The organism is Duncaniella muricolitica, assembly GCF_910574735.1.
GTDB lineage: Bacteria > Bacteroidota > Bacteroidia > Bacteroidales > Muribaculaceae > Duncaniella > Duncaniella muricolitica.
The window spans coordinates 1-13,204 of record NZ_CAJTCF010000093.1 but is presented as its reverse complement, the minus strand read 5'-3'; the positions used below and the strand labels follow the sequence as shown (position 1 = coordinate 13,204).

The 13,204-nt window shown below is 43.4% G+C and carries 13 protein-coding genes; 1 reads left to right on the top strand and 12 read right to left on the bottom strand.

Annotated elements, in window-relative coordinates:
* On the bottom strand, positions 1 to 345 hold a 345-nt coding region (locus tag QGT73_RS15380), incomplete at its 3' end, for an IS110 family transposase (protein WP_280123014.1).
* Positions 346 to 484: 139 nt separating this feature from the next.
* Between QGT73_RS15380 and QGT73_RS15375 the strand changes: the two genes are divergently transcribed.
* Positions 485 to 1,279, top strand: a complete 795-nt coding sequence (locus QGT73_RS15375) for an IS5 family transposase (protein WP_232321407.1) — start codon at positions 485 to 487, stop codon at positions 1,277 to 1,279.
* Here the strand turns inward: QGT73_RS15375 and QGT73_RS15370 are convergent.
* The 11 genes from QGT73_RS15370 to QGT73_RS15320 form a co-directional block, all read right to left on the bottom strand.
* Complete coding sequence (locus tag QGT73_RS15370; protein ID WP_280123013.1) at positions 1,263 to 2,909, bottom strand: PHP domain-containing protein; 1,647 nt, start codon at positions 2,907 to 2,909, stop codon at positions 1,263 to 1,265. The genes QGT73_RS15375 and QGT73_RS15370 overlap by 17 nt on opposite strands.
* 94 nt (positions 2,910 to 3,003) lie before the next feature.
* Entirely contained in the window at positions 3,004 to 4,293 is a 1,290-nt protein-coding gene (locus tag QGT73_RS15365) for an ATP-binding protein (protein ID WP_068961957.1), read from the bottom strand.
* A 583-nt stretch (positions 4,294 to 4,876) separates the two neighbouring features.
* Positions 4,877 to 6,634 carry a relaxase/mobilization nuclease domain-containing protein gene (locus QGT73_RS15360; RefSeq protein ID WP_280123012.1) on the bottom strand — a complete coding sequence of 586 codons (1,758 nt, stop codon included), beginning with the start codon at positions 6,632 to 6,634 and terminating at the stop codon, positions 4,877 to 4,879.
* Positions 6,631 to 7,011 carry a hypothetical protein gene (locus QGT73_RS15355; protein ID WP_124031227.1) on the bottom strand — a complete coding sequence of 127 codons (381 nt, stop codon included), beginning with the start codon at positions 7,009 to 7,011 and terminating at the stop codon, positions 6,631 to 6,633. The genes QGT73_RS15360 and QGT73_RS15355 overlap by 4 nt, the downstream gene beginning before the upstream one ends.
* A 376-nt stretch (positions 7,012 to 7,387) precedes the next feature.
* Entirely contained in the window at positions 7,388 to 7,555 is a 168-nt protein-coding gene (locus QGT73_RS15350; protein WP_172478183.1) for a hypothetical protein, read from the bottom strand.
* Positions 7,556 to 7,587: 32 nt separating this feature from the next.
* Positions 7,588 to 9,000: a DUF3987 domain-containing protein gene (locus tag QGT73_RS15345; RefSeq protein ID WP_124031226.1), complete on the bottom strand. Its 1,413-nt coding sequence runs from the start codon at positions 8,998 to 9,000 to the stop codon at positions 7,588 to 7,590.
* 5 nt (positions 9,001 to 9,005) lie between these two features.
* Positions 9,006 to 9,320 carry a helix-turn-helix domain-containing protein gene (locus QGT73_RS15340; RefSeq protein ID WP_025077230.1) on the bottom strand — a complete coding sequence of 105 codons (315 nt, stop codon included), beginning with the start codon at positions 9,318 to 9,320 and terminating at the stop codon, positions 9,006 to 9,008.
* Positions 9,321 to 9,501: 181 nt separating this feature from the next.
* A complete protein-coding gene (locus tag QGT73_RS15335) occupies positions 9,502 to 10,449 on the bottom strand; it encodes a DUF6043 family protein (RefSeq protein WP_107032253.1) in 948 nt (315 codons plus the stop codon).
* 558 nt (positions 10,450 to 11,007) lie between these two features.
* Positions 11,008 to 11,676, bottom strand: coding sequence for a hypothetical protein (locus QGT73_RS15330; RefSeq protein ID WP_107035595.1), 669 nt, complete (start codon positions 11,674 to 11,676; stop codon positions 11,008 to 11,010).
* Positions 11,677 to 11,678: 2 nt separating this feature from the next.
* The gene (locus tag QGT73_RS15325; RefSeq protein WP_107035594.1) at positions 11,679 to 12,248 is read right to left on the bottom strand and encodes a pentapeptide repeat-containing protein; all 570 of its coding nucleotides are present in this window, start codon (positions 12,246 to 12,248) and stop codon (positions 11,679 to 11,681) included.
* Positions 12,245 to 13,048 (bottom strand): DUF4267 domain-containing protein, encoded by an 804-nt coding sequence (locus tag QGT73_RS15320; RefSeq protein ID WP_068959873.1) that lies wholly within the window; start codon positions 13,046 to 13,048, stop codon positions 12,245 to 12,247. Before QGT73_RS15320 ends, QGT73_RS15325 begins: the two co-directional genes overlap by 4 nt.
* Between the last annotated feature and the right edge of the window lie 156 nt (positions 13,049 to 13,204).

Below are 13,204 nucleotides of genomic sequence, written 5' to 3'. Positions count from 1 at the left end.
AAAGTGTGTGTCGTTCAGCTTGTCGGCATATCGTTCGCCGTACTCCCGTATACGCGCTGCATCCAACGGATCACTCTTGCCACGTATCAGGCCCATGCTGTGTCTGATCTCATATCCTGAGACATAACTGACATGAATATTCCTCATGTCTGCCAACTTCAACAGCAAATCTCCGTAAACGCCTGTATGCTCGGCTACAAGGCGGCAGTCCTCGGGCAGCTTGTCCAGAAACTTCTCAATCTGAGGCTTTGTGTTCTTGACCACAATGTGCGTGGCCTGCCCATCGGAGTTTATAAAACTCACGTCAAACTTTTCAGAAGCCAAATCAATTCCGTAAATTTGCATAGCTTTTTATTAGAGAGAGAAGTTGTCTTGACTTATTTTAAACATACAAAATACAATAAGGAGTGTTAAGTGTAATGAGCAAAAACACACCTAAACACTCCTTGAATTGATAGAACTCATAGATAAAGACACCATAAGAATGGAAATCCTGCCGTATCTGACAACCGCCAAACGAGGCTACACATGCAAGGGAGACCTTTGCGAGGTCATCCAGTGCATATTGTATAAGCTCAAGACAGGCTGCCAATGGCACATGATTCCCACAATGGCGATCTTCACCGAAGTAGTCCTCCATTATAAAACAATCTTCGGGAAGTTTCGGCAGTGGTGCAAGGACGGTTCGTGGCAAAAAAGTTGGGAATCGCTGCTTGGACGCAACCGCGACATGATAGACCTCTCCAGTGCCGACCTTGACGGCAGCCATACCGTGGCACGGCGCGGAGGAGAGGAAGTCGGTGGAGCAGCGCATAAAGCGGCGCAGACCACCAATGCCATATTTATTACTGACCGTCAGGGTATTCCGATGGCTATGTCTGAGCCAAAATCCGGCAAGCACCATGATGTTCATGAGATTGGAACGTCACTTGATCAGATTTTTGGCATGATGGATAACGCAGGAATTTCCATTGACGGCCTTTTCCTCAATGCCGATGCCGGATTTGACTGTCACGATTTCAGAAGAAAATGTGAGAGTGCCGGAATCATTGCTAATGTAGATTTCAACAATCATACAAAAAACGATGAGAAATATCTGCTGGACAGAGAACTCCTGTCTCTCAGATATAGCATTGAGAGGACAAATGCCTGGATGGACTCTTTCCGATCCGTGCTCAATCGTTTCGATAAAACGGTTTCCAGCTGGAAAGGGTGGAATCTCCTGGCATTCCATGTGATATTTCTTAAACACATTAACAGACTCAAAAAGTCAAGATGACTTCCTTTTCTTCTTTCTCACTTTCCAAAGCCTGTAAAGAAATTTCCATCATTTTACAAGATTCATTCAACTTGTCAATTTCCTCCTGAATCTTTTTGGCCTCCGGATCTTCATCAACTGATGGTTTTGCAACTTCCTTTGGTTTTGCAGATTGGACATTGCTTAATTGGCTTTGCTTGTAAGCTAACTCATTTGCAAGTGTATCTCGGTAAGCAGGAGTCCGCATGGCTTCCATTGCTATAATCTCTCGATTGATTTCTCTAATTCGGGATTGAATATCACTGCATGCATCAGCATTTTCTTTTGTCAGGTAATTAATAATTTCATCCAAATCATTATAACCATATCTTTGAGCTGGGGCTAAGTACTGAAATATTATCTTCTTTAATTCGCTCTCGAACTTTTGATCGTCCTCAGTTGTACAAAGAGTTTCCAAGAAGTTTTGTGGAATATATTTAACTCGCTCAGGCTTGGTCGCCTCCGTTGACATATCTAATGTTTTGATAGTTGATGAAGAGTTATCAACCCATTGGATATACGCTTCGGTTTGCTTAGAACGATTGTATGGTTTTGGCATTCTGAACTTTGCAGGTGTCAAAAATGCCCAGTTCTGATTTGTAGAGTCAGCACATAACGCAATAATATCAGTAAGGGCACTCTTGCCGCTCCCCTTATTACCAATAATTGCGACTAAGCCTGGATTTAATTGAATTCTAATACTATCGAACCACTTTTCAGGCATAGTGGCACCCGAAATACGTCGAATCTCTAAAGACCGAATAAATTTATCTGGATTTCTTTTTATTCTTGCTAAAATTTCAGGTTCTTCAAATGATATTCGTTCCGGTTCAGCAAGAATTTGTCTCAATCCTTCAAATGTCAAATCTGCTTTTATCCAGCATGCATTAGTTCCGACCTCGCTTACTTCATGAGCATCGGAAGTTGTTATAGATGGTTTCCTAAATGTTTTTTGATAAAATCCAGCTTCCTTAGGTTTCGTTAAATCACAAATATCAATATAACCATCCCTAAAAAGCTCTTCTTTTACTGGGCCTAATGAATCTTCAATCGAAACATTTTTTTTAGATTTACCTTCATGCTTCATTTCTTCATCAATACTGTTTGACTTTGAACCTGCATGAACTGTTACGATTCCTCCATATTTATGGATTAGATTGGCTGCGTCCTTAAAGTTCACCTGTACGCGAAACATCCCATCCTTAAAGTAAGATGCCTCTGGCAATCCATCTTGTTTGAGGGATTCTCGACCAATTTGTATTATTCTTGAGCGAGATATACCCAATTGATTAAGAACGTTTTCCTTTAAAAATTCTGATGTAAGAGTTATTCCATTGAACTCATCAGGGAAAAGACCTATCATATGGACAGATGCCCTCCCATATTCAGTCCTAAATTCAACCCCGGAAATTACTGTTACGCCGGCGTCTTTCGCCAGCGTTTTCATCATATCTACATTATCAACTGTATGATGATCTGTTATAGCGATACACTTTATATTTTTTGCTATAGCTTCATCCAATATATCCTGACAGGAACCCTTACCGTCAGAAGCATCAGTATGAAGATGTAGATCCCATTTATTCCATAGTGATCCTATAGGATTATTCATAGTTTTAAGTTGCTTTTTTGTTTGATTCTTCGCTCGTTCTAACTTATCTATATCATTATTAAGAATAGGTCAATATTGACTGAATCCTAAATAATTAATCTCTCAGGCACCCGATTGGTATTATTTTCACACCGTCCTCGCGTGTATATGCCATTTCTCCGCCCGTTAAGACAATAAGCAAGTCCGGTTCACGAAGTTTAATTTGCTTCTCCGCCATATTCTTTTCCGTTATAAGATGTTTGATTTCAATGAGGTGCTTTGCCCCGTCCTCAATCTCGCGACTACCAAGTTTGCATTCGATTAACGCATATCGTCCGTCATCAAGGTGCAATACGGCATCAGCTTCAAGTCCAAGACGGTCATGGTAATATGACAATCGCCCACCCAGTGCCTGCGAATATGCTCGGAGGTCACGAAAACACAGACACTCGAATATGAATCCGAAGGTGTTCAAATCAAGTTCCAGACTTTCTGGTGACGCACCTAACGCGGCCACCGCAATAGAGGGGTCAACAAAACAACGTTTCTTGCCGGTTCGGATAACAGTCTTGGAACGAATAGCAGGGGACCATGCCTCTATATCATCAATTACAAAGAGCTTCTCCAAAGCACATACATAATCATCAAATGTAGGCATGGATATTCCTTCCATTTCTTCAGATACATCAGCAAGCATGGAGGTTTTCTTTGCTAAAGTACAGATATTTCGTGCGTAGGATCGAAGAATGAGCCTTGCCAATGCAGGATTTCTTCGCGTTTTATCAACTCTTGAAATATCCTCATTACATATCACATCAATATAGTCTTTAGCAATCAGTAACTTAGCTTTGGTGCTCATCTCATCGAGAGAAGCGGGCCACCCGCCACGGCAGGCAGCAAAAATCAGTTGCTCAATAGATAATTGTGAAATTTCACCATCAATCTCATAGTCCGCCTCATTAAATAATCGCCCCAAAGAGATAGAGCCATTGGATTCAAGAGACTCGAACAGGCTCATAGGGTACATAGCCATTTTGGTAATGCGACCTGTTCCCGTGTGCATTATTTCCTCATCATCTATTACTGTCGAACCAGTCAGAATAAACTGTCCCTTCTCTCTGCGTTCATCAACCGCATGGCGAACTGCATCCCATATTACTGGGGCAACCTGCCATTCATCAATAAGCCGAGGCGTTGCACCCTTGAGTAATAACGATGGCTTTGTTTGAGCGGCAGCCAAATATCCCGCCCGACGGTCAGGATCCTGCATCTTAATAACACTTCCCGCCCGACGTTCTGCAGTAGTTGTCTTGCCACACCACTTGGGTCCAGCTATCTGTACGGCGCCGAAAGCCTCAAGCCTCAAATCAAGAGTCTTGTCGGCAATTCTATTCAGATACTTCATCTCTTTCATAATCACCTACAAAATTAGGGATTAAATCTGACACCACCAAATTATTTTGTGTTTTTGAATTATTTTGTTTTGTGATTTTGAAATAAATCACTTTGTTAAATTGAATTAACACAAGCCTGATATTTGGTGGAGTGGAAATAAATTCGTAACTTTGCAATCACAGAGAACTTTTAGAATAAGGGAAGATGTTGCGAAGGTGTTAGATTGCCGGAGCAAAACGCCCCAAATCGCTAAAATATAGCAGTGTAGTCAACGGAGTTTTTCTCCTTTAGATAGCCGGTAATTATCTGATAATCAAATTGATACTATATTCAGAACAATTCTGGTGGCACCACCCAAGCAAAGATTAAATCGCTAATTCTCACAGAGTTGGCGATTTTTCTTTTAGTCACTACAGGGCGTAGTCACTATAATAGTCACTATCTAAATCGCTATAAACCACGATAAATCGGCTTGATTAAACTGTATTAAAAAGTAGCGTTTAATTCTAAACCCAATTAAATTCTACATTAAATTCTCTGCAAAATAATAGTGACTATCGGCGTGGTGCGCTGAGATAGTCACTACTTCATTCTTACATTGTAAGTCGGGTGCCGGACTGACGGTCGTCGATGTCGTCGTAGCGGGAGCGGTTGCCGACTTCGTACTCGCGCTTGTAAGCGGACGAGCCGGAACTGACATTGAGGGAAGATAGTGCGTTGGCAAGATTGAATGTGAACACTTGCGAGATTTCCGGGGAGTAGTCCTGTGGACGGGAAGGGAGAATACGGACTCCGGCTTTGGACTGGGTATTCTGCTTTATCCTCTCTTTAACCGCCTCGGCATCCTTTCGAGTAAGATGCAGCATGGCTATTGACATCAGGAAGTCTTGTCTTGCTTGTTCATCGGAATGGAGAGAACGGAACTTGGATTCCTCCTCCGGAGTTAATTCAATCAAAGGCATATAGCCGTCTGTCAGTGCCAGGCGGAGGCAGTAGTTGCCGTTTCTATGTTTGACAACTGCCATGCCCTTTATCCTCTCTTGATGGTTGTGTATCGGATAGCGCATGAGATATTCGGTCAGTATCTCCTCGGAGAATATCGTGGCAGCTATTGTCAGACCTACATCTTCGCGCTCGTCATCCTTTACGCCGTTATACCATGCGTACTGCCTCGGTGAGATTGGCTTGCTGTACGTCGAGCCGTCTTTGACATTGATGAACATATAGTTCCCTCTGCTGTCTTTGCCCACCTCGACAGTGAACAGGTCGCGGTACACGTCAAGCGGCGATGGTTTCCTCTGTGGTTTGATGGCGAAATCAATAAGCTCCGACAGTTTCATCACCTTGCTGCCGTCGAAGGCTATCTTTTCGGCATGGTCGATTATACTGTAGCCTCTCACCCTGCCGTCCTTGTCCTTCTGGAAACTGATGTCTATGCCAAACTTTGTCTTGAGAACATCATTGAGAGTCTGTATGCGCTGGCAGTTCTCCTCGCTCAACGGCTTGCCGTGGTTGTCAAGTATTTTGCGGATGTCGGTGTTCAACTTTGCCTTTACCGGCTTTCGCTTCTTACCTTTTGACACTTTGACATTATCGACATTTTGACATTTTCCCTCGGCTATCTCGCCCTTGTATTTCCGGATTATAGCGCGAAGCTGCGTAGCGCGATCTTTACGCTTGGGGTTGTTCTTGGTGATTCGATTGAGGATGTCATCGATGGCGATATTCCCGGCGTTGCCTCCACACTTGAACAGACGGTAGCCGTCGAGCGATTTCTCTATCTTGTAACCGTGAGTCTTGACGATATTGGCAAACTGCCCCTCCGTTTCGTAGTCGTAGCTGAGAATTCGGTCAATATCTTTCTTGATGTCAGGAGAGAGTATGCGGTTTGCGCACTCGTTAAGCCTGCGCCTGTCCTGATGGTCAGAAATGGCATAACCGTTAGGCTTGATTCTCGTCGAGAGAATATGCACATGGTTGTTGCCGGTATCATGGTGGGCGTAAACAAAATACGGCTGACGGGCATATCCCATACCCACCATAAGCTCACGCGCAAAGTCGGTAAGTTCTTCCGGCGACATGGCGCGTCCTTTCACGGAGGCCGACACATGGAACTGGAAACGTGTTGTCTTTGTATTGCCATAGGTCTTTGAACTTTCTTTCAGATACCTCTCGACTTCTGCCGACGCATCAAGGCCGAAGCGGTGCAGCGTATCTACATTGTGACGCAACGCTTCGCTGACATTCTCCATCGCCATGAGGGATGCCACACCATCGGCAATCTTCTTCTCGTTATATCGAGCGCCGGGGAAACCGCCGCCGGACACATCGTTGAGTTTCTTGACTATCATTTACCTGTGATTATTATGTTATAGAGGTATGTCAGCATCTGTCGGATTTTATCTGTACCCTCGCAAAACTGACCGAAGGGAAGAAGATCTGCCGCCCGCAACGAGTAAGGATTCATTTTCTGCTGCTCGTTGATGTGCTTCGCAACCTGATTGGTGTTGGTGCCGGTTCTTTCGATGAGCTTGATAGCGGACTTGATCAAAGCAATCATACGGGGATTGTCTTGGTCAGCCATCGGCTGCTCTTCATATTTGAGTGTGGCACAACGTACAAACGCACTCAGATTACCGTCGGTGTATCGGTCGGCTCTTGACTGCATTTCTGCGTGGGTCTGCGAATCGACACGTATTTTTATAGTGATGGATTTTTTATCCGGCATAGAGATTAACTTTTTAAGATATTATGGTTTGATAGATTGGTTGATTGAATATCTGATACAATGAAGACTATATGACTTGGTATAATGATTGCTTGATGATTTGATGAACTGATACCTTGATGATATAATATCTTAGTGACTCGATTGTCTGATTATCCAATGCTCCATTACCCGATGACTTATTGTCCAATGGCTCATTATCATATTATCCAATGTATCGATTATCCAATGTATCGATTATCCAATGTGACGATGACCGATAAACCGAAGTATCACGGTTCATGATAAATGCGATATTGAATAATCTATCAACCGCATATTTTCAGTTTATCATCATTCATTTTTCAGTCTATCATCGTTCACGGGCAATGTATCATTAGACAAAAGACTGCGAGTTTCGAGCGGGATTGATCCTCACCTTGGGGGAGGCGGGATTGCCGTTGTGGACACAATCGGCATATCTTGCAAAGCAAGGTTTATACTCCAAATCAGGCGTGAGCAACCGGGGTATCTCAGTCAGTTCGACCTCGGTCGAAAATGTCATAATGTCAAAAGTTCATAGTGTCAGCGCATGAGTCATATTTTGCGATAGCAACCGTGTGACTTTTTCTTCACGAATCCTCGGCCTCCGTCTCTTAGGAATCTCTTGACCGAGGATTCCGAGATTCCGAGTTGCAGGGCTTCCCTGACTGCCTCGGCTGTGGTGAACGAATCCCTGAGGTTTCCGAGTAACTCGGTGAACCGGTTGTCGAGGATGCCGGGTTCAATCTCCGGTGCAATCCGGCTCTCCATGTTTCTGAAATATTCGGTGAGCCTGATGGCGAGTTCGGCAGTTCCCGGTTCAATTTTATCCATGCCCGATTCTCCACAGATACAGTGCATAATCTGTATGACCAGGCAGAAGCGGACGAGATAAGTTTCCAGTTTGCCGCACAACGCCCTGACAGCATCCGAATCCGTTTCAGCATAGACCTTGTTATTGACCTCGTCTTTCCACTGAATTATGCGGAGCTTCGACTCTTGGGAAAACAGTAGCTCTATTGAGGTTGCTTTTCCCTCTTGGTCTGTTGAAGGAGTAGCGGCTACCACCTTTCGGATAATTCGCTCCCATTCTTCAAGAACGCTGTCAGGCATGGCGGTGTCGTTCCACGACGGCATCTTGTCAATTTCGGGATAGACTTTCAGGAATCGAGATGAAAAGCCATTCATCATTCGCTTGCCGCCGAACTGTTCGCCCAGACGACCGGGCTGTGTAGTGCCAATAATAGAACAATAGGGATTGGCGAGGAAGATATGCTCGTTGTTTGACTTTCGGCTGTACTTGAAAGGCGTACCGCTGAACAGACTGAGAAAGTAGCCCTCGTCCGAACCGTTGTAGCGGTTGAAATTGGAAAGAAGGCTGTCTATCTCATCCTTGTAAATCAGCACTCCGCGCGGATTGTCGCGCAAAGCTCCGATAAGAGCCTCTACGGTGGAATCAACCACTACATGGCATTTTCGCTTAGGCATCTTCATTTCTTCAGGAAGAGAATGTCTCTCACGCTGCTTTGCCGACATGCGTTCCCATCGGCGGTAGGTTTCCATCTCCTTGCAGTAGATCATGTCATACTCTCCGTCGAGTTTGAGAAGAGGTGCGACCGCCTGTTGCAATGGCGGAGTCTTGCCGCAGCTCGGCGAGCCTACAAGCACCATGTAGATTATCGGTCGGCTTACCCATCCTGTCATGAAGCGGACTGACCAAGTGTTGCCCATAGCAGCCGCGAATACTGTAAGGAATGAAGCCGAAGTGAAATCGACATTATAGTTCTCATACTCCTCAAGAGCCTCTATTATGTCGCGGATTGCTTTCGGAAATATCTCCAAAGGGAAAGAAGGAGTTTCGGTAGTTTTACCGGAATCGCTGGTAAAGGCAATGCTATCCTCCTCGATCAATCCACATCCGGCTTCCATCGGAAAACGTGGATGGTTATAATAGCCATTCGCTTTCATGATGCTCAGATATTGATGTTACGTTGTCCGAGGGCTTTGCGTACCTCATATTCCGGGTACATAATCTTGTTGCCGGTCTTGACAGGTTTGAGGATACCTTTATTTGCCCAGTGCCAGAGTGTGGCATCGCATACGCCAAAGAGTTCCTTTACCTCGGCTTTGGTGAGCATACGTTCTTTCTTGGCTGCCTCGACCATCGAGCCGAGTTCATCCTTTGCGCGGCGGATCAAGTCCTCCGAAAATGCTTTGAGGTCTTCGGCGTTCATCTCTACCTTGACATGGGCCCGACCCTCATTGAGCATATCTAATAAATCTCGCATTTTTGTTTTGATTGCCGACATTGTTCGACGCTTCTACTGGCGGCATAAGACAGAAACGCCACCGCTCCGAAATGGAACGATGGCGCAAAAGTATAGCGTAATTTCTTGGATTAAAAAGAATTGATGGTTCGTTAAGTTCGCGAACTATAAAACGAATCAAACGAATCGAAAAGAGGCTATTTCAGTCTACTCCATCTGGGTCAATTCGTAAAACATCGGTCTTTATAGAGTCAATAGCGAAGCGATGTTCTGGCTCGTCTTTGATAAATCGCTTACGATTGGGAGATAAATCTTGTAGCGTGTTTACGCTCTTCTGCACCTGACGCTCGCCGACGATTTTGCATTCAGGGAATGTGGCGGATAATATCTCGACAAATCGTTTGACAGGTGTTGACGGATCCAGCTCGCCAGACTCGACAAGTGCGACATATAAGTGCGCTATGTCAACGCCACGGATATGTGTTTCTATCCATTTGCCAATGCGCTTAACAATCTCACTGCCGTGAGATGCCAAAAGGGAAAGAAGGTCATGAGGAAATCCCGCGTTCTCTATAATTTTAGCAGTCGGTTTAGACTCGTCGATGCCCTCCAACGCCCAATCAGCCAAATTGCCGTTATCTACACTCATGCGATAATCAAGATGCTCCTTCAAATCCTTGCGCGAGCGTCGTTTATCCTCTACCTCCCTCGCAAGAAATGTCTTCATGAACTTTGCAAGCTGCCACTGGTACTGTTTGTTGTCAATCGACTCTGCCGCTTCCTCAATATTATCTATCATCATTTCAGAAGAGCGTCCATATTTGAGCCATGCGGCAAAGGGCAACCGGTATTTAGCCCATTCGCTCCCTTCTGCCTGTTCGCCAAATATCTTCTCAGCAAAATCCGACTCTTGAAGAATCTTCAAAAGCTCATCCAAGTCCAGATTGTCAAGGTTAATCATATTCTCCAATCGCTTCTGAAACTCCGGCGACGAAAGAAATGCTGCTGCACCCAACAAAAACACCTCCAGCGAGTCCGCTTCGCCCATCGCCGCAGCAAACTCGCCATATTCCTGCGGATGCTCCTCCATCCACGCCTTCAAATCAATCTTTCCATCCTGATTGCCTAAGTTATCTTGCTGATTTTTCATAGTGAAATTTCTAATTCATAAAGTAATAACGCGCAAAGGTCAAAAAAAGATAATAGTACTTTGAACGATAACAGCGACAACACATAAGTTCCGACAAGCAGTGCAGTATCTTCAATCCAACCCTCGGACAAGCAACACCCGACCATGAGAACGAGCAACGCTCCCCGCGCAATCCAAAATACATCCAATTTATGTGTCATAGTCGTTTTGAAATAAGCGAATAAATTTTCGTCACAACAATATATGGGATAATTGAGATTAACGAATACATTATCAAAAATAATATCCGGTAATCTGAATGTGTTGTGGATTTATTTAGATTGGGTAAAAGAAAACAGATTGCAACAGATAGGCTGTTAGCTATCCAGACCGACAAAGAAAGTCGGATAATACTTTTCCTAAACCACTTAAATGCAATGAATCCACTCAACAAACTACATAATAGGAATATAAACATATAGTATATGTCCCATTCCATATACAACATACTATAACCTGTTCCTACTGAAACAAAAGATTCAAAAGCCTCAAATATCCAAAATCGTTTATCGGTCAGTATCATATTTGTTCAAGATAAGCAACAATTCGTGAAAAAGAAGATTTCATCTCGATTGTGAAATCCTCTTTTTTCACTATTCGTTGATACATTCGTTTAATATTTTCGTAATCAGCATTTTTGGAGAGTTTGGCAGAAATCAGTCCAACCATACAATGAGTATCAAGCCCTGAACAATATGGGCTATATTGTTCTATTGGCATAGTATTGAATAGCCGGTCTATTGAATTGATACTGTCATATTGAGAGATAAAATCCAACGCAATAGGAAGTAATGGCGACAGCCCCATATCAAGCCGGTTATAGTCGTCCGGCTCATCGTCTGAAAGAATAAAGCGGTCTGTTTTGACAATCTGCGTTTTCCATCTTAAATCCGGATTAAATCCTTGCAGTTTTATTCTTTGAAGCAATAAAAGATTGATAAATGCAGAATGGTTCAGAATGAAGCCACAGTCATTGCAGATTGTAGTTATCTCTCCATAGTCCACACTGACATACGGAAATATGTTTACCTCAAAACCCCATGAATGATAAGTGAAAAATATTTCATCAGTACGACTGCCGGCTTTTCGACTCAATGCAAATCGACCCCTGAGGATCTTGAAACCTTTAGCTGCAGCGAATGGCTCCAAGGTGGAGAAAATATGTTTTTTAACGTCCTGTATCTTCATAATCACATCCTGTTTATGGTAGTGTGAGGCATCAGAACCTTTGATAAATCAATACCTCCGCGGAAATCTACGTCAGTAAGACTGGCTTCGGAAAAGTCAACATCCTCCAATCGTCCTTTATTAGACACTAAAAATGATAATTTATTCCCATAATAATAGCTGTCGAACTTCGGCCCGCAAAACACGCATCCATAAATCTTTCCGACAAATTTGCACTTTGAAAATGACGCGGCAATGAATGAGGTATTGAAGTCGCAGTTAATGAACGTACAACCAATGAAATCTGCAATTCCGAGACTTCTTAATTTGACATTTTCAAAAGTGCAATCCATATAGATTGTTTTCCGTAGCAAGACCGAAGTCCGTCCACCCATAGAGAAATGTTGTAACTTACCGCTTTTGAAAACACATTCTATAAATCGACACCCTCTTGCAAGGACATCTGAAAAATCACATCCAAGAAATTGGCATCGCTCAAATTTCTTTTTAGTCCACCACACGGCAATGCCTTCGTTACAAAACGAGGTGCGCTTAAAAACCTGATTGCTATATTGTTTATCGGTCAGTTTCATTTAGTTTCATTCCTTTTTTGCGCTTCAAGAAATTCCTGTTTGCCAGGAAAAGTCTGTGCTCCTAAGACACCGGCACTAAACTCGAAAACAGTAGAGTCATTATATACTATCAGGCACGGATCAGCGTTTATGCTGTCCTGCTGGTCATGCGAGAGAGGATGATTATAAAGGCGATATGAGTACATTCCCATATTCATACGTCGGAATCGGATAGTTGAATATTCCGAATCGGGATAATTGTTGACATCTATCCCTATACAACCTAAGTAGTCCAAACGTTCTTTTAGTTGCTTTTTTTCAAATTCGTCCAGTATATCGGATTGGGGCATAGATTGTGGCATATCTCCGTTATCAAATTCAACAACCAGTCGTGTGCTGTCAGGCAGCATATCGCGATAACGACCTACTGTATTCCACATCCAGAAAACAGGCTCTCCGTTGTAACATTCAGCCATAATGAACGCATCGCATCTCATAGGTGGTCTATTAAGTAGAAAAACTATACCCCCAAGGATTAACAGATCGGCGATATGGAACCATAAAAGAATCCTGTCGGCTTTTGAGTGTCGCCTTACGGCCTTGACAAAAGAATAAATCCAAAATCCGATAAGCGGAATTATAAAGAGGAATACGAAAAACAATAACACAATGACGCCGACCGCCCGAAATTCATCTTTATCGGCAGATGCAATCAAAAATACAAGCAACCAAACCGTGACAACTGCCACAGAAAGATACCGCATGAATCGGCTGAATCGTTGTCGTTTATTTATAGGCTTGCTTATCCCGTTATTCTCCATACTCAATGTTGTGGTTTAGTGCGTATTCTTTGGCTTTTTCTTTCATTGATGTCCCATTAAAATCGGAAAGAGTACTTTGAAATTGTTGAAATTTAGTTTGTTGGAAAAGATTTTGGTGCGAACGGACTTGATTAGTATATTACGGTTCTTCAATCT